The organism is Wolbachia endosymbiont of Drosophila mauritiana (assembly GCF_004795975.1).
Lineage (GTDB): Bacteria > Pseudomonadota > Alphaproteobacteria > Rickettsiales > Anaplasmataceae > Wolbachia.
Genome location: NZ_CP034335.1, coordinates 525,869 through 548,261, shown reverse-complemented (window position 1 = coordinate 548,261; position 22,393 = coordinate 525,869). Strand labels below are relative to the sequence as shown.

Below are 22,393 nucleotides of genomic sequence, written 5' to 3'. Positions count from 1 at the left end.
CCGGGTAGCTGACACTGGAATCCAACTAAGTTGGTAAACACTTTACAATGTTTTTGTGCAAAAGAACTGGATGCCAGTGTCACGCACTGACCATTTGTTCCTATGGTTTTCTTTTCTCGTCTACCTTAATTTTGCCACTCTGCTGAACAGATACGCAGAGATAACTCCCCTACCCTTCTGTATATAAAACGACAAATTTTATAGCTAAAAAAATACTTCCCTATTTTCAAAGCACTGCATATAATAGAATTATACTATAGTATCTTATACTAATCCTGAGATATAGGAAAACAATCTATACAACATTTTAAGCTGGCTCATAGCGCTGGCAATCCCAATATCACAATTTACAAGGAGGACTTATGAATAAGAAATTTCTCTATTCACCATTATCAATAAAAAGTATAGAAGAAAACGGAGTATTTTCTGGCTATGCGAGCATTTTTAATATAGTTGATAAGCAAAATGATTTGATATTTACCAGGAGCATTTAAGAACAACTTAAATAAAAGTCAGATAAAACTTCTTTGGCAGCACAACCCAAGTGAGCCTATAGGTAATATTACAGATATTTGCCAAAATGATATTGGCCTATATATAACTGCACATTTGCTTTTGGGTATTCAAAAAGCAGAGGAAGCATATTTAATGCTCAAAACTGGAACTATTAACGGGCTTTCGATTGGCTATATACCAATAGAGTATGATGTTGATCATGAAAGCGGAGCTCGAGTGTTAAAACAAGTGGAGCTATGGGAAGTTAGTTTGGTCACTTTCCCTGCAAATTTGGCAGCTCAGGTAATCAACGTGAAAAATCAGCACAATGAACAAGAAATGTTAGCAAGAGCAATAGAAAAAGCAAATTCTGTGCTTACGAACACGTGTATTTCTACTTAAAATCTATAAAAATTTTCACACAATTTAACATTTATATTATTATTTATTTAATAATTATATTAATATATATAACTTCAATACTTTGAAAATTAGGTAATTTTATGCTGAATGCTAACAATAAGGAAAAAAATACAGCTTATCCACTGTGCTTGCTTGGCTATATCTAAAAACAATTGGACGAATGTTGCCAGGGAGATGGAATAAATGGGCAGAGAATATCCTATATTACAATAAAATTATTGCAGATAATGGGGTTCAGACTGATGATCTTTTAAATTCTAACAGAGAAAAGGAATTGAAGGATGAAAATGAGAGATTAAAAGAAAAGTTGAAAGAAGGTAGTAAGAAGGAGGAAAATCAGTCAAATTTAAATCAGGAATTAACTAAAAAAGAGAAAGAAATTACTGAACTTAAAGAACAAGTAAAATTATTAGGAGAGGAAAAAGAAATATTTGCTAAATTTTTTGCAGCACAAGCACAGCAGATTGAAGACTTAGAATTAGAAAATGAAGAGTTAAAGTCTAAACTTGCAGAACTTAAAAAGAGTTATAGAGAATTAGCAGAAGTTGCAGAAAAAAAAGGAGAAGAATTTTTAGCACAGCTGAAGGAGAAGTCTGAGAAGATATTAGATTTGAATAAAGAACTAATTAACCTCAGCACAAAATTTGCGAATGAAAAAGAAAAGGGATTAGTAGAGATAGAAGAAAAAGACGTAAAAATAGGTAGTTTAATGAAATTAAATAAAGTATTAGAACAAGAGAAAAAGGAAATGGACGATGAAAATAACGCACAACAGCGAACCATATCTAATCAAGATAAAAGAATAAAAGAACAAGACACATTAATTACTTCACTTACTGATAAAAATAAAGACATAAATGAAACTGTGAAGGAAGATAATGAAAGCCTAAGAGCGCAAACACAGATTTAGAAAGTAAAGCTAGTCAGTTAAAAAAAGAATCTGATACTAAAATAAGGGAATTAAAAAGTCAACTTGAGGAGAAACAAGCAGAATTCACACAAGCTGAGGAAAAAATGCTAAATTTAGAAAAAAATTTGGAAAGTGTTCAGCAACAATTAGAGCAAAAAATTACTGATCTAACAAATCAATTAAAAGATTCAATTAGCAAACTAAATGCTGCTGAAAAAAACAAAAAAGACTTAGAAGATGAAGTTAAAGAATTGAAAGAACAAGCTAAGAAAAAAAATACTGAAGTAGAGAATCTTAAACAACAATTAGAGAAAGAAAAAGATGAATTAAAAGATTCAAGTAGTAAACTAAATGCTACTGAAACAGAGAAAAAAGAATTAGAAGGTGAAGTTAAAGAATTGAAGGAACAAGTACAGGCATTAGAAGAAAGTAAAGAGTGGGAATCAGCGGGAATAGATGATAGCTTAAGGCAAACTCATTTGAATCTGATAGAAATGTTAAAAAAAGAACTTGCAAAGAAAGAGAAACAGATTGAGCAATTACAAGAGAAACAGAAGCAAGTAGAAGATCAATCGAAAGCTGATATTAAGAAACTACAGGGAGAAAAAGAAAACATGGAAGAACAATTAAGAATAATGCAACAACAACTGTTAAATAATCAAGAACAACAAAAGTTAAAAGAAAAGTCAAATAATGTTGATACAAAATTAGAAGGGATTGATGAAAAAACTAAAGCACAAGTAAAAACTAAAGAGGTAGATACAGTTAGTACAGTATCTACTGCAAAATCAATCGCTTCAAAGTTTTTGAAGCTTTCCAAAAATCCTTTTGTGAATGAGAGTCTCGATAAATTTTTATCTGATCAAAATAAGGAGTTGAAAAAAGGTTTTCCTGAATTTCAAGGAGAACACTTTTGCCATGACGTGCTTAAGAAAACTATAAAATCTCTGGTATATCAAAATGATCATAAATTTGAAAGTGATAAGTTACTCGAACTTTTAGAAACTAATTTGAAAAACTTGGCAAGGGAGATCATAGAAACTAAATTTAACAAAGTTGTTGAAGAATTTGCTAAAGATTTTGTTAAAAAACATGATCTCAAACAGGTAATTTTTGTTGAGAAGTGCGCAAAAAAGTTGCATTTAAATGAAGAAGATAGTAAAGCGATAATAAATTCTTTCACAGAATTTTTGGCTCAGAAAAATGTTAGCAATAATGATTCAGTCAAAAAATTTGTTGTGCAGAAGTTAACGGAAGCTGAAATGAAATATTTTTCAGATAAGGTTCAACAACTGGCATCAAGTATAAGAGATAAATTTTTATCCCCAGATCAGAGAATGTGTAATAAGACTCAAGGAAGAGTAAATGAGTATCAATTAACAGATAAAGCTAAAAAAGAATACACACCTAACTCTTCCATGCGTCACACTACTTCATCAAACATTCAGGGATTAGCTAGATAACTAGAGTAGGCTCTTAGCATAAAGTATTAGCTCCTCCTTTGTTAAAGTGTAGGAGCTGTCTTCCCAGTGTTGTCGTAGTAATTCTAAGTTTCTACCTAAATTTTTTCCTGGTTGATGACCTATAGTTATTAAATCATCACCAGATAAAGGAAATTTTGGAATGTTAAACATCTTAGCAAATGAAATATACTCATCAACATTTATTCCAGACTCAATACCACAAATCCTTATCAAGTCGCAATATAATTCCTTGCCAAATAAAGATATGTACTTCTTTTGCTCTTTTTCTGAAAGCTCTGTTTTGATATTGTTTGATAATAAAAATAATATTTTTTTCTTTTGCTTATTTGAAAGACGTAAAAACTTGCTCACTTCTTCCCCAAGACTCGCTCTATCTGCAGCAGTCCTAATAAGCAACGCTAATTTTGTTAGTGCATCGATTGGATCCAAACTGGGATCTAGGAAAGGCGTATGGACATACGCTGAGGGTTCTGTAGGAGGTTTAGTGTTGATAAGAAGTGGTGAAGATAAAATTTCGCATTTTACTTCTTTTGGAATAATTTCTTGTAAAACATCAGATTTTTGCATGCTCTTAAGTGTTGGAGCAGGATCATTGCATTCCAACAACTTAAATATTTCTTCTCTTATTCTCTCTCCAGAGAGGTTTTGAATCATGTGTGAATGCTTTTTGCACACATCCAATATTTCATCACTTAAATCTCCTATGCATATTTTAGCGTGAAAACGAAACGCTCTTAAAATACGTAGATAGTCTTCCTTAATCCTATCTTCAGCGTTACCTATAAAGTTTAACTTTCGTGCTTTTAAATCTTCAATTCCACCAAAGTAGTCGTATATATGGCCATGCTTGTCTGCATAAAGAGCATTAAATGTAAAATCGCGCCTTGAAGCATCAGCTTGCCAATCATTAGTAAACTCTACCTTCGCATGTCTACCGTCACACTTTACATCATGCCTTAGCGTTGTAATCTCAAAGGACCTATTGTGTAAAATTGCAGTGATAGTTCCATGTTTCAGACCAGTTGGAATACTCTTTATATTGCAAAGCTTGAGCGCTTTAATTGTTTGATTAGGCAGCAGATTAGTAGCAAGATCAATGTCGTGAATTTCACGCTGCAAAATTGAATCTCTAACACATCCACCAACAACCCTTGCCTCACCACCAAATTTCTCTATTGCCTCAATAATTATACTAACTTCGTGATCAATTTTCATATATATCATATTACACAAAATGCAAAATTTTCGCAAAAAGCCTCATATAAAAATATATAGGCAGGAGAGTGGTAAAATAAGAGGGTAAAGTGATAGAGTAAGTCTACAACAAATCCAGTGCCTAGAAACTTATAAGTATAAAAGTAATGTTAAAATACAATGTTTTCGATGATTATAAAAAAGCTGGATGCCAGTGTCAGCTACTTGTATGACACCTTTGTAGCCTTCTCTTATCATCCCAGTACCTGCTCAAGTAACTGACACTGGTTCCCTTTATGATGGTGTTATCCGAGTAGCTGACACTGGCATCCAGCTTTTTATCAGGAACGTTGATTACTCTTTATTCTTCGCCCTTCCTGCACGTTTACGTTCATTTGGATCGAGGAACTTCTTACGCAAACGTATAGATTTTGGAGTTACTTCTACCAATTCATCATCGTCTATATATGCTATCATATCCTCCAGTGTCATTATTTTTGGTGGAGTAAGCTTTATAGCTTCATCGCTACCTGAAGCTCTTACGTTTGTTAATTGCTTACCTTTAAGTACATTTATTTCTAAATCATTGTCACGACTATGCTGACCGACAATCATACCACAATATACCTTATCTTGTGGCTTAACAAACATAATTCCCCTATCTTGCAGATTGAAAATTGCATACGCTACTGCTTCGCCTTTGTCTGTTGAAATTAAAACCCCATTACGCCTTCCGGAAATTGAACCTTTATGTGGAGCATAACTGTGAAATAAACGGTTGATTATACCAGTGCCGCGAGAATCAGTTAAAAATTCTCCTTGATAGCCAATTAATCCCCTTGATGGCACTAAAAATGTCAACCTAGTTCTACCACTACCAGAAGGTCTCATGTCAGTTACTTCACCTTTTCGAAAGCTAAGTTTCTCCATGATAATCCCACTATATTCATCATCCACATCAATTACTACTTCTTCTATAGGTTCAAGTTTTTTGCCATCCTCTTCTTTAAACAGCACTCGAGGCCGTGAAACTGAAAGTTCAAAACCTTCCCTTCTCATATTTTCAATCAGTACCCCAAGCTGCAACTCACCACGTCCACCTACTTCAAATGCTTCACCACTTGGAGCCAAAGTTACAGTAATTGCAACGTTTGTTTCTGCTTCTGCATATAAACGATCTTTTATAACAGTTGAGGTAAGTTTTGTTCCCTCTTGCCCAGCAAAAGGTGAGTCATTAACGCTTATAGTAATCGCCATCGTTGGCGGGTCAACTGGAGTTGAGCTGATCGCAGTTGTAACTTCTGGTGCTGCTATAGTGTCTGAAACTGAAGCTTTCTCAAGTCCTGCAATGGCAATTATGTCACCTGCTACAGTTTGCTCTACCGGAATACGTTTTAAACCAGAAAATGAGAGTAACTTAGTTAATCTCCCTCGCTCAACCACTTGACCATCAAGATCAATTACCTTAAGATCTGAGTTAACTTGCGCGATTCCTTGGTAAATCTTTCCTGTCAATATTCTGCCAAGAAATTTATCAGATTCAAGTAAAGTAACTAGCATAGCAAAAGGTGCATTTTGATCATAAACGGAAGGTTTTATGTAATCTATCACCGTTGAAAATAATGGGCTTAAATCTTTTCTCTCATCAGATAGCTCCTTAGCACACCAACCATTTCTACCTGAAGCATAGAGTACTGGAAAATCTAGTTGCTCGTTGGTTGCATCAAGGTTAAAAAATAACTCATATATTTCATTTAGTACTTCATCAATTCTGCTGTCTGGTCGATCAACCTTATTGATTATCACAATCGGTTTTAAATTTGCCTTTAGTGCTTTTGACAACACAAACTTAGTCTGTGGCATTGGACCTTCTGCAGCATCAACCAGTAGTAATACACCATCTGCCATGCAGAGCACCCTTTCCACTTCTCCACCAAAATCCGCATGTCCTGGTGTATCAATGATATTGATTTTCTCATCACCCCACATTATTGACGTACATTTTGCAAGTATTGTAATCCCACGTTCACGTTCTTGATCACCACTATCCATCACTCGTTCTTGAACTTCTTGATTCTCACGAAACGTGCCACTTTGTTTTAACATGTTATCAAGTAAAGTAGTTTTTCCGTGGTCAACGTGTGCAATTATTGCAATATTGCGGATCGATTTAAATTCACTCATTTCTTATCATTTCAAATTTAATTTAATAACAAGTATACGTATAATATATTTAGAGTAAATAACTAAAGCCGTGCTTTCAGAGTATTTTAGGCAGATCATGGAACTCTAACAAAAAGGTTTCATGTTCGCCGTACTTTGTAGCAACTAACACCAAGACAAAGAAGAAGAATCTTGCTTTAGCAGTACATTTATATAAAATGAAAATAAACTAAAGTAATCATTTAAATGCTAACAAGATTCGCTCCAAGTCCAACTGGCTATCTCCATGTAGGAAATATACGCACTGCACTCATTTGTTGGATGTACACACGTAATCAAAATGGAAAATTTTTACTACGTTTTGATGATACTGATCTTGAGCGTTCAGATATTAAATATATAGATAATATCATAGAAGATCTGAAATGGATTGGTATAAATTGGAATTCAAGTTTCAAGCAATCAGAGCGTTTTGAGCGCTATAACGAGGTGTTCTTACAGTTAATGAAAGAAGGTCATATTTATGCATGTTATGAAACGAGAGAAGAATTAGACACTAAACGAAAATTGCAGTTAAAACAAGGACTTCCCCCTGTTTACGATAAAGGTGCGTTGCTTCTAACTGAGCAAGAGAAAATTCGTTATGAGCAAGAAGGACGAACACCTCACTTTAGATTTAAATTGAATAGAAATGAAGTTGTGAAATGGAATGATGAAGTTAAAGGTGAAATAAATATTGCAACAATTCACATTAGCGACCCTGTGGTAAAAAGAGAAGATGGAATTTATACGTACATGCTACCTTCTGTTATTGATGATGTTGACTTTAATGTAACCCATATTGTACGTGGCGAAGATCATGTAACTAACACCGCAGTTCAGATTCAAATGATTCAAGCATTAAAAGCGAAAATTCCTATATTTGCTCACCTTCCTCTACTACATTTTGATGATAGCAAAATATCGAAACAGAAAGGCGGGCTGGATATTAAGTCCATAAGAGAAGATGAGATTGAACCAATGGTGCTAATTAGCTATTTAGCAAAACTTGGAACGTCTGATCCGATAGAAGCTCATATTAATATGCAGCCCTTAATTGACTCATTTGATATTAAAAAATTTAGCTCAGCATCTTTACAATTCAGCTTGAGTGAAATGTATAAGCTAAATAGCAAAGTGCTGCAACAAATGCCATTTGAAATGGTGCAAGATCGTTTAAGTCAAATTGGCCCAGAGTTTTGGTATTTTATAAGGAGTAATATAGAAAAATTTTCTGAGGTGGCCAAATGGTGGAAAACATGCAAATTTGGTATAGAGCCTGTGGTTCTCAATAAAGAGTTTATAAAAATAGCGCTAAGTTCATTGCCTAAAGGTGATTGTAATGAAAACACATTATCAGAGTGGGTTAAAAATATTCGACAGACAGTTGATATAAAGGCAAAAGATCTATTTATGCAGTTGCGCCTCGCTTTAACAGGAACAGAAACAGGTCCAGAACTCGCTAAATTATTAATTTTTATCGGTAGAGAGAGCATTGTTGCAAGGTTAGAAGAAAGTCAAAGAATTATACAAAAGGTTTAAATGCACTGGATGTATTTGAATGACACCAATAAGCATTGTTCAGGAAACGTGAAAATATTAGATTTCTTGTCATTCCAGTTTCTGCTCCTGTCATTCAAGTAGCTAACACTGGAATCCATAATCTTGCCAAAACGTTGTATTTTAAAATAACTTCTATACATATCCCATATTTCTGGATGCCAGTGTCAGCTACTTTCATAACAACATTTAGTTGTTTTTTCTCGTCTACCTTATTTTACTACTCTGCTGAACGAATAACACCAATAGTTAATCTCATGCTGAAAGATCATTTTATGGTCCAAGTCAGTTCTTTTACAGGTCACTTCCAAGCTCATCAAATTTTCTAAGATCTTCTTAAGTTCTGAAAGTTGCAAACTTTTCAAATGAGATTTAAAACTCTGCAATTGCTTGAAGAACAATGGAGGACTCAGCTGGTCAATTGCAGCTTGTTCATTCATTCCATTTTGTATTAACAGCAAAACGCTTTCTAGTCGTAGAAAATAATTTGATATAATACGGATTAATGCTATCGGTGAAAAATTCTCTTGTAATATCAATACATCAGAAATTTTGATGAATTGTCCCATGTCTTTACTCACTATTGCAGAGCACAGATTATCAAGTGTAACATAATCATTGCCGGAGGTTGAAAAGCATAGATCTATATCAGCAAGTTTAAGATCTTTTCTTTTTCCTAGATATAAAGCTAATTTTTCAAGCTCTGAATATATAGGCAGTTTGCTATGATTAAAATAAGACTGCAAGTGGTAGATTATCTCACTTGTGCACTCTATATCATTTTGTTTCAAGTAACTTGATATAATATCACAAAGATTACTACCGCTGTCCTTATAGCAGGTAATGACACCGAAAATTTTTGAGCTTTCCATATAACTTTTAGTTGTAGAACTATATGGAAGATCATTTGCCATCATTACTATATAATGATCGCCTATATTATGATCCAATATGTTTCTTAACTCTTTAGATATACTTCCACTGACATTTATCAGCTTAACTAACCTTTTTTTAGTAAACATCGAAATGTTTGCCAACTCGGAAAATAACAAGCCAGGCGACTTATTCACTACTGCAAAATCCATCACCTGAACTGAATACTCATTCAAGTTGGCAATTATTTCCTGTACAAAAATATCGACCTTACTATTGTCACTCCCATGAATTAATACACCACTTAAAGTATCGGGTTTCTCAAGGAATTTTTTAACTTTAGATGGCGTAATTCTCATGCCATCTATATTATATTATCACTACTTGGTGGCACATCATTTGATTGCACATCAGTTTCCAACAATTCTGAGCTTTCTTGATTTGCTGTATTCTGCATATCATCAGACACTTCTTTCTTTCCCGTAACATAATTATAAAAATTTTTTATAGGCTGTCCTATATATCTAGAAAAAAATCCTTCGGCCATATCTTTCACTCCACTAATTAACAATTAGCACATAAAACAACGTAGCAAAAACTACTTTACGCTCAGATAGTTACACTCATTTGTTAATGAATTATGAACTTTCGAGACCAAAATTAAGTCGATCTACTTAACACCAATCTTATAAAATAAGCAATGATTAAATACACAGCTGCGATAAGTATAATTGCAGGTCCAGTTAATAAGTCAAAACTTGCAGATAATATCAAACCTGATACTCCAGAAATCACAGAAAAAACTGTTGCAACAATAATCATTTGCATTGGAGTTTTTGAAATGAGTCTTGCTGATGCAGCAGGTATTAACAAAAATGCAGCAATGAGTAATATTCCTATTAATTGAGCAGAAATTGCAATAAAGATAGCGAGTATAATCAAAAATTCTAGCCTAACAAAATTAACATTTACTTTCTCAACTGTTGCCAAATCTTGATTAATCGAAATCATCAGCCAATAGCGCCATCTAAATATTAATATCAAAGTAACTATTACGGAGGTTAGAAAAATTGATATTATATTACTTTGGTCAATCATTAATATGTCACCAAAAAGTGAGGTAATAATACTATTATTACCTGATGGAAGAAAAGACATAAGTATTAAACTCGATGATAAAACTACATTGGTAACTATGTTCAATATCGTATCAGCAGAGTATAATTTATTAAAATTAAGAGAAAGTAGTATAGCAAACATAATTGCAATGAGCATTATACTTACCGATGGACTGATATTAAAGATCAAAGCAAGTGCAATACCAAGCAATGACGAATGGGACAAACTATCACCCAAATACGATAACCTTTGCCATATCATAAATGACCCTAGAGCTCCTGTGACTAGGCTAATCATAATTACCGCAATTAGACTGTTTATAAAAAAACTCTGTGTAAATATCTCTAACATGCTATCAGATAACTGACAACAAATCTATCTTCAGATATTAAAACGTTATGGGTTCTGCATGCAGAACCCGTCGTCATAAATTCAAAATTTAAATTCTTTTGCTCCATAAGATAAGACTTCATTGAACAATCGCGTATCTTACCAGTACCTATTATCAAAATCTCTATTTCCTCTGTTAAAAAAGATTTAAAATACTCCTTGTTATTTATATCACTTTCTTTCAATTCAATCACCTTTTCAGGAAAAATTATAATTGAGCCATGATATTCTTGATTATTTACCCAAAATCTTTCTTCCCTGTAACCATCTATAAGATTTTTCTTCTTGGAAATTAAGGGCATAAATCAAACTATTAATTCTGTGTCGCACACCCACCATTCTGGATATTCCTTTTTGATATTTGCCGCTGCAGCTTTTGCACTTTCTTCACTATCAAACATTCCAAAACATGCTACACCACTACCTGACATACGAGAAAGTATAGAGCCTTCTTGTGACTCTAGTGTTGATATTACATTCTGAATTTCAGGTACAAAACCTATTGCTGCTTCTTGAAGGTCATTTTTTGTCTCTTTAAGAAGCTCTAACAAATTCTCCTCATTGTTATCACTCCACTTAATTGGATTAGAGAAATCCTCTTTATACTTGGAAAATACTTCTGATGTATTCAAAAACTTTTTTTTTGGTTTCACAAGTACCAGACTTATGGGTAAAGAGCATTGTTTAATGGGACATAATTCCTCACCAACACCTCTAACAAAAACTGGCTTACTATCTACACTTGCAGGCACATCAGCACCAACGCTTAAAGCTATATCACTTAAAATTTGCCTATCAATATCCCACAGCTCTCCTAGCGTGCGTATCACAGCTCCAGCATCTGAGGAACCACTACCAAATCCTGCAGCAATTGGTACATTTTTTATAACCTTTACAGTGACTTTAGTTCGTATAGGAGCGTACCTAAGCAGTAGACTCAATGCTTTCGTTATAGTATTATATCGATAATTTATTTTAAACTCAGAGTTTACAAATTGAACTGTAGAGTTATCATATCTAAAGTTTTTTTCTCCTACTTTTATCTCTAAAAAATTAGAAAGTTTAGCAAAGACAACCAAACTTTCAATTAAATGATACCCTCTTTCTTCTCTATTTATAATATGTAAAAAAAGATTGATCTTTGCAGGAGCCTTTACACAAAAACTTTCCATCTGTATATCTTCACTAACACTATCTTATTTACTATACTTGAAATGCCACTTCAGTCAAACTTTATACACTCCCAATGAGATCAAATGCCATAAATCCTAACTTCTCTGTATGGGTAAGTGCATCAGCTGGTACAGGTAAAACAAAGATCTTAATAGACAGAGTATTAAGACTTCTATTAGAGAATAAGAGAAATATTCTCTGCTTAACATTTACCAATGCTGCAGCAAATGAAATGGAGAATCGCATTTACAGTACACTTAGTAAGTGGGCAATATGTCCAGAGGGTATATTGGTCGCAGATTTAGAACAATTAGCCCAGTATGTGACCAGAGAAAATAAAGATTATTTAACAAGAGCAAGAAGGCTTTTTTCTGAACTGGAAAATCTTGGTCTTAATATTCAAACTATACACGCCTTTTGTTACAAATTAATCTCCAGCTTTCCTACAGAAGCTGGTATCGCTCCAAATTGTACGTTGAGCGAATGTAAAGAATTGCATTCCATCGTATTTGAAAAAACGCTTCATAACGAAACTGTGCAGGACGATATCAATATCGTTGCAGCTGAAATTGATGAAAATAAGCTGCGTGATTTGCTCTATACCTTATGTATAAAGAGATCAGCTCTAGAAAATAATTTAGGATATATAAAAGATAAACTAAGCTTCCCAGACAAGATTGACAATTTACAGAATGAAACGATTGAGCAGATAAAAAGATTAGCTAAAATATTAAGTAAGGGAAGCAAAAGGGATCAGAGTTACAGTGCGATACTTTATGATTGGTGTAATAGCACAAAATCGTCCGTACCAGATGTTGTCATCCCAGTGCTTGACACTGGGACCCAGAAAAAAAGAAATATGGATCCCAGTGTCAAGCACTGGGATGACAACAAGATAGAGAACTTAGCTAAAGTATTTCTCAAATCAGAATCGTACGAAAAAAAGAGCATATCATCCATTATAACAAAGGGTGCTTTGGAAAAATTTGAAGACGTAGAGCAAATGATAGAAAGCATTAAAAATGCATTGTTTACCCATGTAAAGGACATAAATTCTTATCAAATATTCGGAAGAACCAGTAATTTACTTAGTATATTTAAAGTATATATTGATCTATATAATAATGAAAAATCAAAGAATGCACTGCTTGATTATGATGATATCATCAATTTAGCAACAAATCTCCTTAGCAATCCAGGCAATAAAGATTGGATATTGTTTAATCTAGACCAAAAAATAGACCATATTCTTGTTGACGAGGCACAAGACAATAGTATTAGTCAATGGAAAATTATAACAAGTCTCTGCGATGAATTTTTTACCGGCAGTGATGAAAAGAGAACTTTATTTGTTGTTGGCGATGTAAAACAATCAATTTACAGATTTCAAGGAGCAAATCCCCATCTATTTAATTACATGCAGCAATATTTTCACACGAAAACTGGTGGCAGAGATTGGGTATCATGTCAACTTGAAAAGTCATTTCGCTCAACTCCAGAAGTTTTGATGCTTGTAGACAGAATATTTAACAATTTTCGTGAAGAAATATCTTTCAATGATAACAAGATAAAACATATTCCATATAGAGAAAACGATCAAGGATACATTGAAATTTGGCCGTTACTGCCAGGATATGAAGAGGAAGAGCAGCAAGCCTTACAAATTCATTTAACACAGAGGAAAGATTATGTAGTAAAGGATCGATTACTTGCTCAGGCAATAGCCCAAAGAATTCACAATTGGTTAAACGAAGGGCGGATTTTAGTCGCCAAAGATCGCCATATAGAACCAAGGGACATTATGATTTTGGTACGGCAACGAAATGCGCTAGTTGACTACATAATAAGTGAACTAAAAAAAGTAAATGTACCAGTTATAGGCCGAGATTATTTTAGAATTATGGATTACATAGCTGTGCAGGACTTAATAGCTTTGGCTGAATTTTTGCTCCTCCAGGCAAATGATCTTGCTCTTGCAAATGTTTTAAAATCACCGCTATTTAACTTTACTGAGGACGATTTATTCAATATTGCATATAATCGTAAAGAGCAGTCATTGTGGGAAAAAATTCATGATTATCATGAGGTTATTTATAGCGAATTAAACTATCTGATTAACTTATCTCAGACAAAATCCCCTCTTACATTATTCACGCATATATTACGCACAGGTAAAAAGAAATTTGCTGCAAGGCTAGGTCTTGAGTGCTTCGAGATTCTAGACGAATTTATGAACCTCGTATTGCAATTTGAGCACCCATCTCTTCAAGCATTTGTTCAGTGGATCAAAGAAAATAATCCTGAGATTAAAAACGATATGCAATCAGAACTCAATGCTGTACGAATAATGACAATTCATAAATCAAAAGGTCTACAAGCTCCAATAGTGTTTTTAGTTGACACAAATACAGTACCAAGAAACAGCGAAAATATTTTGTTTGATGCAACGGAAGCACCATTTTGGTGTGGCAAAAATAGTAATGCTTATTGTAATCAAGTAAAAAGAGAGAAAAAACTAGAGGATTATAACGAATATTTGCGTTTGCTGTACGTGGCACTTACGCGTGCTGAAGATGAGTTATACATTTTAGGCAAAGAGCCAGTGCAAAAGGGCTCTTGGTATGATCTAGTTATTCAATATGGAGCATTATATGAGAGGAAAAAACTATACTTACAGCCGATATTTAAAGAAAAAGTTGAAGTGCTATGCATGAATGCAAACTACCCTTCTATTTATAAAAAACGTGATTATTTTGATGTTCCAGTGATTTCACCTCCATCAAACCTATCAATGTCATTGCAGCACGTGACACTGGAACCTGGAGAAAAAAAGCCAGTGTCAAGCACTGGGATGACAGATGAGAATGCTGGAATGACAAAAAGGAGCATTGGGACGACAGACAGCTATGCAAGAGGCTTAATAATTCACAGTATATTGCAATATATGCCCAAGATAGAGAAAGACAGGAGAAAAAATTGGGTTAGGAAATATCTTGATAGCATAAACACTAGTGAAGATAAGGATGAAATTTACAGCAAAATATTAACCTTTAATGAAAAATATGATTACCTGTTCGATTTGGAGGGCAAATCAGAAATTCCACTTAGTGGAACAATTGACGGAAAACCAGTATTAGTGCGGCTAGACAGACTGTGCATAACAGAAGACAAAGCAATCATAATTGACTATAAATCACACCATAACGTTTCTATTTCCTCATCAAATGAAATAAAAAAGCAAATGTTGATCTATAAAACCTTAGTGCAAGAAGTCTACCCAGATAAGCAGGTAGAGTGCGTGGTTATTTGGATGGAAGATTTAACCTTACAATCTTTGATCTAAACTCAAATGTTCGTATAGTAGCTACTTGCATTTGTTGTAAACTCACTTTTACTCTATAGTTATCTTTTTACTACCTTATCTATTTTCTGAACTGATTTTCGTATTAGAAAACATCCAATAAGAAGAATTATAAAAGGAATAAACCATAAAATGTAGGTACTAGATTTTACAGGTGGTACAATGATAATTGAATCTCCATAAGAATTTTTTAACTCTGAAACTATTTGCTCGTTAGTATATCCATCACTGATCTTCTTGCGAATTGTCTTACGCATAACATATGCAACTTGAGACTCAGATTCGGATAATAATTCACCAGAGCATACTGGACACTTTATTACTGCAAATAAGCTACTTGCTCGCTCTTCCATGCTTTCGTCTCTTAGTTTATCATCCAAAGTAAAAGCATTTATGCTTAAATGGAATATCAATGTAAAAAGTAAGCTAATTACTATTCTCATTCTTGGTGAATTGAGTGATAAAATCAGTAGTGGATAATTTTCCAATAAAGCCTGAACCTACATTATTGTCGTACTTTATTGAAAATTGAATGTCGTTATTAGTGATTTTTTCTGATAAGGAAGATATTGATTTTTCCAATTTATCTGCAGTCTTTGAATCATTAGTCACAAACGAAATTAATTCTTTATAATTTGATATGGCTACATTGATTTTATCTTCAAATGAAGATGTAACTAAATTGTAATTACTTACTCCACCATTCGCAGCAATAGAAAAGTTATTACTCTCAATCAAAAATTTTTCTATGTTGAAATTAATCTTAGAAGCTGAAATATGGTTTACAAATTCATAATCTAATTTAGCGTCGACACTAAGGTAATTTGCAGGACTTGCAGTATGTTTATAACGGTAAGTATAAAAATCAAATTCTAGTTTAGTATTTTCATTCAGTTCTTTATCAAAGTGAAATTGAATGTAATTACTTTTATCATTCACTTCAGTTATAACACTTTGCTGATTTTCTAAAACATCACATTTTAATCCATAATCTTCGTAACGAAATGTATCTATATAGTCTATTACAGTGCTATTTCTGTTGAATTTTAATGAAGATAGTAAATCATTTAGTTTAACAACAAAGTGGCTACTCACGTGTGTGTGACACTTTATATTCTTTTTCTCATCACTACGGACAGCAATGTTTACTTTATTGCTTGGTATATAGATATATACTGACTTATCAAATAATCTGTTTTTTATCACTAAAGCTTCAGATGAAACAGTTAATTGCTCATTAGAAAACTTTGGATTCGTTACATGAAAAACTAGGTTAAAAGGAAATCCCTTAAAATCATGTGAAATATCAACTTTTTCGTCATTAATGTAATCAGTTAAAAGACTTTTTACCTTAAATGCAGAAAAATACCAAAAACCACTATACGCTAGAGGAATAAACAAAGGTAAGGAGATGAGAATATAGACAAAAATTTTACGCATGATCCTCTTATTTATCTAATGATATATTTCTTGTACCTCTGGGCACGGTTACGCATAAACCGTCAATATCTTTTGTGATTTTTATCTGGCACCCAAGCCTTGATGTCTCTGTTAAGCCGAAAGCTAGGTCCAGCATATCATTTTCCTCATCAGATATAGGATTATGTGTTTCTACAACATCATAAAATTTTGGATCAATAATCACATGGCATGTAGAACAAGCAAGAGAGCCTTCACATGCACCTTCAAGCAGATCTGGATCACTTCTGTGGGCTAAATTAAGCAGAGTTTCTCCCTCTGCAGCTTCATAGCTTTTCTTACTTCCATCAGGTAAAATAAAAGTAACGGATGGCATACTATTAAAATCTCTACTAACTTCTATATATTCTACAAATAATAACTATTATTTGCAAACTCTTTGCAATTCCATCGCCTATCTCTTGTAATCTGTATTCCTATTAGGAAAGTAAGACAGATACCAACAGCATCTCACAGAATTGTAAACATGGAATTTTCTTAGCTTGAGATTTTAGTAAATATATTAATAAATTAGCGTTATTGAACTTGATCTGCCATTTCTCCTGATCTTAAGTTATGATTTTACTAATCCTATTGTATTAACTACATCTTTAGCATTGCTATCCTTCAATAAATTTGCAGGACTACTAAAATGGTATGTGATTACAGCAACAACAAGACAACAAACTCCAATTCCTATCCCTACCGCTAACATTCCTGAATGAGCTGCAATAGCTACCCCTAAAACAACTCCTACTACTGCTAACGTAGAAGCAACTATGATAGAAGTATTACGACACTTAATACGAAGCTCATTTAGTTTATCTAATGCAGGAGTACCATCTTTATATTTTAGCTCTTTTAGTACATCTTTATTTTCACATTTGTTAAACAACTTCCAAGCATAACTTAACCTTGACGCTTGACCATAAAACCCCTTCTCAACATATTCAATCAAGAGATCAAACGGAGTTTCACCTTGGTTATTTTTAATATCAAATCTTGCACCTGCACTCACAAGTGATTCAACTTTGCAAAGCATTGACTTATCGTAGTGCAAGTTTCTTAAAGCATGATGTAGAGCTGTACCTCCACTTTCATCTTGATAGTCAATTTTATTTTTATGTAAAAAGCAACCAAAAATCTTTTTATTGCAATCGCTTGTAACGATATTTTTTAAAGTAATACTTGAAATTTTTATATTATTTTCGACTAGGAGATCTAGAGCTTCTTTATGGTTATATTGAACAATAGTATCTACTAGTTTATTCAACGCAGGAGTATCTTCTAGTTTCTTTAGCTCATCGCTTTTACAACAACTAAGCAACTCCGCAACATAATTTAATCTTTCTACTCTTTTAGCTATAGGATGTCCTTGAACATAATTAAGCAAGAGATCAAACGGAGTTTTACCTTCTTTATTTTTAACATCAAGCCCTGCACCTTTACTAAGAAGTGATTCAACAAAACTTTGGTATTTCCCTTCATTCTCATCAAACCATCTTAATGTATGATGTAAAGCTGTATTTCCTTCTTTATCTTTATAGTTGATATCTAATTTATCTAAGTACTTATTAAAAAAATAATCCAAAAACTTTTCAGATTGGCATTCACAAGCACAGCTTAAGATGTCATTTTGTGATATTTCTATCCTTTCTTCAAAGAGCTTGAAAATTTCCACACTATCGTACACAATAGCAGTTTGCACTAGAGATGTAATGTCACCAGCATTAATTGTAACTTTATTTATTATATCAGAACACTTTTCATACTCATTTAACTTGATATATACCAACAAATTCAGAATAGTTTCTAGATATTCGCATTCGGTTGATTTTTCAGTCCCTTTGGCTTTGCCCATCTCGTATGTTTGTTTACTACTCTCGGTTAGCCCTTCTAGTCGCTCTTCGTTTAATTTGTCAGTTTTTAGATGATACACATTACGTATTTTTATAAAAATTTCCTCTTTAAGTGCTTGTTGTACTAATTCATTGAACTTATATATCCATTCTTCATACGAACACTCCTGTTGACTAAAATCCTCTCCCCTATCGTACTGGTTTCTGCTTGCTTGGTCAGATAACACTTCGTGTGCTACTGATATTTCCTTGAATTTTTCCAATTTCTCTTTAAGTTCAGCCATTTGACCTTCTTCCGACTGTGATAGTAGCTTTCCGTTCTTCTTTTTTCCTTCTAGCCTATCTAACTCTTTTGCTTCCTCATGCAATTTATCTGGATGAAGCTTAAGTGCTAATTTGCGATATGCTTTTTTTATGTCATCGTGAGTAGCATCTCTTTTTACTCCTAATATTTCATAATAATCAGGCATTTGTTTCTCCACTATTTTGACACATTTTTTATGACATCAGCAATACTATGTCTTTATGAAAGAACTGGTGCCATATAAATATTTTAGCAAATATTATAATATTTGTCAATTTATTAACAAATATAGTGAAAATTTGTAGAAAAATGAGTTGTGAAAATGAAGGCTTAGAATCATTCCAACAACAGATTAATTTATATATGAATATGGCTCACCTTTACAGCATAATCAGTTAGCATAATTTCCACAAAGCTACAGAAAGAGTTGTGTTATATTTGTGGTAATTGAGGAGCTACAACCGCATGACGTCTGCCATTAATAATTATTTCACTTATTGCAACTGCTGCAAAAACAAAACAATAATATACTTTTGTTAGTACAGCAATAGGTGAAAGAGAGGCAATGCTGCTTGCTAGCAATATTTGAGAACCATAAGGTAAGATACTTTTTGTGATCGCAGTAAATATCTCTAATAAATACGCACTACGGTGTGGTGAAATGTTATATCTCTGTGCAAGTCTTTTCGCAATATTACTAGTTAATAAAATAGCAACAATATTGCTGGAAACCAAAATGGTAAACATAGATGATATTCCTGCAATCATAAGTTCAGCTTGACTTCTTGTGAGATTTACCTCATCGGTGAATTTATCTATCTTTTTCTGACTGTATTCGTACATTAAGTGACTTAATCCACTACTGAAAAGAATAAATATCATTACTTCATTCATCTTATTAAAACCCCTACATATGTCATGAGAATAATCAATAATAGAATAATCAAAAAAAGCTATTCCTAATATTCCAGCAACAACCATATTAACAGCTAATATTACCAGTGTGTTTATTTCAAATAAACCCATAATTATTAAAGATATATAAGGTATAATTTTAACTATGGATAAATAATTCAGAGTTGAAAAAGAAACAACTTCTGTACTATTTGAAATTATTACTAGATAAGTAAGTATTATAAAACCTGTAATAGATCCTGTCTTTAAGGTTAGTTTTAGTTTATCCTTTACTGAAGCTCCTTGTGAAGAAGTAGCTGCAATAGTAGTGTCAGATATCATTGAAAGGTTGCTGCCAAACATGGACCCACCTATCACAGCTCCAACGCCCACCGCACAATCAAAAGCTCCATTTTGTGCTAGATTCACAGCTATTGGTGTTATAAGTGCAATAACTCCGATTGATGTGCCTATTGCACTTGCAATAAACGCAGAAATTAAAAACATTCCAGGAAGTAATAATTGTGCTGGAAGAAAGCAAATAGTTAAGCTAGCAATAACATTTATACTACCAAGCGATTGAGTAACAGTAGAAAATGCACCAGCAAGGAGAAAAATCAAACACACGGTAAGAGTAGTTTTATTACCCATACCTTTTATAAGAGTATCAACGCTATGCTGAATTTTGTTTTTATTGAATAGAATAGCAAAAAATAATGCTGGTAATAAGTAAACTAACGGTGAAATTTGATGAAGAGGATTGTCAAGTCCTATAAAGGAAAAATAAGTACCACTACCAAGATATAAGGCTAAAAAAATAATGAGAGGAAGAAATGCAAACACTTGTCGTAATTAAATAAATTGAAAATATACTAGAATAAGCTATTTTAAGCAACTACCAATACAGTGTTTTTCTAATAATTTTGAACATCTTAAGCCATCTACTTTTGAATAAATTCCATTTGCATTTCTTGTATACTATTCTCTATTTGCTTTATTTGTTCTATTAGCCTTTCCTCTAAGTCAAAATTACCGCCCAGCCTTGCTTTAATTTTTTCTTCTTGTAATACATTTAATTCTTTTCGTAATACTATGTTATTCCAGACAGTTTCTGCTGATCTCTTCTCACTTAATTGACTATTTAGTACGCTAGTTTTTTCAAATACAAACTTTATAACACTAGACTCCTGTAGCAGAATTTCTTTATTAAAGTTGCTCTCACTAGTTACCATATTAATTACGCACTGTTGTAATTTTTTCATCTCCATATGAGTAAACTCAAAATGGGAAAATTGCTCGAAAAATATAGGGTGATTTAAAAATTCAGAAAACTCTATTACTATACGCAGGATTATAGCCTGATTTTGCTCTGCTTCAATTAATTTTGGAGATTTGTTGTAGAGATACTCCTCTCTTGTTTCTCTGAGTCTACTTTTAAAAATTTGCTTTTTAAAGCTACTTCTCAGTTCGCTAACTTTTTTGTAAAAATAATCTCTATAATACCTTTTAATGCTGATGTTACTGATAGCATTTACATATTCCATAAATTTGTGCTCAAGAATTGAATATTTTTCCGGAGCAAATTTTTCATAATTTTGCAAATTGCTACCAATTATGTGATGCCATAAATATTCAGAGTGCAGTTCTGTTGAGCGGTTAAAAGCGGATAGTACATCTTCCGTCTTATATTCTAGTTCATTGCATATATCGTATGGGTCCTTGTTGCTTGGCAAAGTCACGAACTTCAATGTGTATCCAGGCTCCAGTATCGGCAGAACAAGTTCTGCAATTCGAATAGCAGCATGACATCCAGCACTATCGCCATCCATACAGATAGAAATTTCTTTAGCAAGTTTCCAAAGATTTTTTATCTGCTCTGCAGAAATTGCGGTACCAAGCGGAGCAACTGTATTGCTAATTCCCGCTTGATGTAGTGCTATAGCGTCCATATATCCTTCAACAACAAATAGATGCTGTTTTTTGCGTATTTCACTCAAAGCAAAGTTTAATCCATATAAATTTTCTCTTTTCTTAAAGAGCTGACTCTCTGGGCTATTTAAATATTTTGGTTGTTGATCAGAACTCAACGCACGTCCACCAAAGCCAATAACTTTTCCTGCAATGTTCTGTATAGGGAACATGAGTCGATCATAGAAATAATCACGAGAATTTCTATTTATCAACCCAACATTAGCCAAAATTTTGTCTTCAATACCTGAAGAGTTCAAATATTCTCTCAAACCAGAACTTGGTGCATAACCTATTCTAAATTTATCTATGATTTTGAGTGAAATCTTGCGCTGCTTTAAATAATCTACAACTCCCTGATTTTTTTGTGTAAACCAAATTGCAGCTAAATTCAGTGCTGAAAACAGTTTGTTGTTCTCTTTAGCAACGCTGAGGTTTTTGGGTAACTCAACACCTGCAACAGATGCCAATTTTTCCAACGCTTCCTTAAAACTTAAGCCCTCAGTTTGTGAAATAAATTCAAACGCATCACCATGAGCTGAGCAACCGAAACAGTAATATAAGCCCTTAACATTGCTGACCGAAAAAGATGGAGTTTTTTCGTTATGAAATGGGCAGAGTCCAACAAAACTATCTCCTCTTTTTATTAACCTAACTTTTTTTCCTACTATGTCGGACAACAATAATTTTGACTTTATAATATCTATATGATCCATTTTACCGAAT

17 protein-coding genes and 2 pseudogenes are annotated in these 22,393 nt (G+C 33.3%); 5 read left to right on the top strand and 14 right to left on the bottom strand.

From position 1 onward, the window contains the following. Window positions 1-362 precede the first annotated feature (362 nt). From EJB00_RS02815 to EJB00_RS06375, 3 genes and pseudogenes are all read left to right on the top strand, one after another. Window positions 363-897, top strand: a pseudogene (locus EJB00_RS02815) (HK97 family phage prohead protease). Between the two features lie 145 nt (window positions 898-1,042). Next, complete coding sequence (locus tag EJB00_RS06380; protein ID WP_225416332.1) at window positions 1,043-1,828, top strand: coiled-coil domain-containing protein; 786 nt, start codon at window positions 1,043-1,045, stop codon at window positions 1,826-1,828. 104 nt (window positions 1,829-1,932) lie between these two features. After that, window positions 1,933-3,291: a coiled-coil domain-containing protein gene (locus EJB00_RS06375; RefSeq protein WP_015588482.1), complete on the top strand. Its 1,359-nt coding sequence runs from the start codon at window positions 1,933-1,935 to the stop codon at window positions 3,289-3,291. Here EJB00_RS06375 and EJB00_RS02805 read toward each other — a convergent pair whose 3' ends face one another. Further along, window positions 3,292-4,527, bottom strand: a complete 1,236-nt coding sequence (locus EJB00_RS02805) for a CCA tRNA nucleotidyltransferase (RefSeq protein WP_041581561.1) — start codon at window positions 4,525-4,527, stop codon at window positions 3,292-3,294. 333 nt (window positions 4,528-4,860) lie between these two features. Further along, entirely contained in the window at window positions 4,861-6,690 is a 1,830-nt protein-coding gene (gene typA / locus EJB00_RS02800; RefSeq protein ID WP_135352958.1) for a translational GTPase TypA, read from the bottom strand. 225 nt (window positions 6,691-6,915) lie between these two features. Here typA and gltX point away from each other — a divergent pair, with 225 nt between their 5' ends. After that, the gene (gltX, locus tag EJB00_RS02795) at window positions 6,916-8,250 is read left to right on the top strand and encodes a glutamate--tRNA ligase (RefSeq protein ID WP_015588479.1); all 1,335 of its coding nucleotides are present in this window, start codon (window positions 6,916-6,918) and stop codon (window positions 8,248-8,250) included. A 230-nt stretch (window positions 8,251-8,480) separates the two neighbouring features. Here gltX and holA read toward each other — a convergent pair whose 3' ends face one another. The 5 genes from holA to EJB00_RS02770 form a co-directional block, all read right to left on the bottom strand. Then, entirely contained in the window at window positions 8,481-9,500 is a 1,020-nt protein-coding gene (holA, locus tag EJB00_RS02790) for a DNA polymerase III subunit delta (protein ID WP_015588478.1), read from the bottom strand. A gap of 5 nt (window positions 9,501-9,505) precedes the next feature. Further along, window positions 9,506-9,688, bottom strand: coding sequence for a hypothetical protein (locus EJB00_RS02785; protein ID WP_015588477.1), 183 nt, complete (start codon window positions 9,686-9,688; stop codon window positions 9,506-9,508). Window positions 9,689-9,801: 113 nt separating this feature from the next. After that, window positions 9,802-10,611: a metal ABC transporter permease gene (locus tag EJB00_RS02780; RefSeq protein ID WP_135352959.1), complete on the bottom strand. Its 810-nt coding sequence runs from the start codon at window positions 10,609-10,611 to the stop codon at window positions 9,802-9,804. Next, window positions 10,605-10,952 carry an Mth938-like domain-containing protein gene (locus EJB00_RS02775; RefSeq protein ID WP_007302686.1) on the bottom strand — a complete coding sequence of 116 codons (348 nt, stop codon included), beginning with the start codon at window positions 10,950-10,952 and terminating at the stop codon, window positions 10,605-10,607. Before EJB00_RS02775 ends, EJB00_RS02780 begins: the two co-directional genes overlap by 7 nt. Window positions 10,953-10,955: 3 nt before the next feature. Continuing rightward, window positions 10,956-11,822: a 4-(cytidine 5'-diphospho)-2-C-methyl-D-erythritol kinase gene (locus EJB00_RS02770; RefSeq protein WP_015588475.1), complete on the bottom strand. Its 867-nt coding sequence runs from the start codon at window positions 11,820-11,822 to the stop codon at window positions 10,956-10,958. Window positions 11,823-11,896: 74 nt separating this feature from the next. On the opposite strand from EJB00_RS02770, the gene EJB00_RS02765 reads away from it, so the two are divergent. Next, window positions 11,897-15,166, top strand: coding sequence for a UvrD-helicase domain-containing protein (locus tag EJB00_RS02765; protein WP_135352960.1), 3,270 nt, complete (start codon window positions 11,897-11,899; stop codon window positions 15,164-15,166). Window positions 15,167-15,225: 59 nt separating this feature from the next. Here EJB00_RS02765 and EJB00_RS02760 read toward each other — a convergent pair whose 3' ends face one another. The 7 genes and pseudogenes from EJB00_RS02760 to dnaG form a co-directional block, all read right to left on the bottom strand. Beyond that, on the bottom strand, window positions 15,226-15,627 hold the full coding sequence (locus EJB00_RS02760) for a cytochrome c-type biogenesis protein (protein ID WP_015588473.1): 402 nt from the start codon (window positions 15,625-15,627) through the stop codon (window positions 15,226-15,228). Beyond that, complete coding sequence (locus tag EJB00_RS02755) at window positions 15,611-16,624, bottom strand: hypothetical protein (RefSeq protein WP_015588472.1); 1,014 nt, start codon at window positions 16,622-16,624, stop codon at window positions 15,611-15,613. The genes EJB00_RS02760 and EJB00_RS02755 overlap by 17 nt, the downstream gene beginning before the upstream one ends. Window positions 16,625-16,631: 7 nt before the next feature. Continuing rightward, window positions 16,632-16,979: a ferredoxin family 2Fe-2S iron-sulfur cluster binding protein gene (locus EJB00_RS02750; protein ID WP_015588471.1), complete on the bottom strand. Its 348-nt coding sequence runs from the start codon at window positions 16,977-16,979 to the stop codon at window positions 16,632-16,634. A 237-nt stretch (window positions 16,980-17,216) separates the two neighbouring features. Then, the gene (locus EJB00_RS06685; RefSeq protein ID WP_422664684.1) at window positions 17,217-18,503 is read right to left on the bottom strand and encodes a TomO hydrophobic C-terminal domain-containing protein; all 1,287 of its coding nucleotides are present in this window, start codon (window positions 18,501-18,503) and stop codon (window positions 17,217-17,219) included. A 168-nt stretch (window positions 18,504-18,671) separates the two neighbouring features. Beyond that, window positions 18,672-18,971 (bottom strand): annotated as a pseudogene (locus EJB00_RS06370) (DnaJ domain-containing protein); the annotation flags it as partial. A 266-nt stretch (window positions 18,972-19,237) separates the two neighbouring features. Continuing rightward, entirely contained in the window at window positions 19,238-20,542 is a 1,305-nt protein-coding gene (locus tag EJB00_RS02740) for a Na+/H+ antiporter NhaC family protein (protein ID WP_135352962.1), read from the bottom strand. A gap of 98 nt (window positions 20,543-20,640) precedes the next feature. Further along, window positions 20,641-22,383, bottom strand: coding sequence for a DNA primase (gene dnaG / locus EJB00_RS02735; protein ID WP_015588468.1), 1,743 nt, complete (start codon window positions 22,381-22,383; stop codon window positions 20,641-20,643). Between the last annotated feature and the right edge of the window lie 10 nt (window positions 22,384-22,393).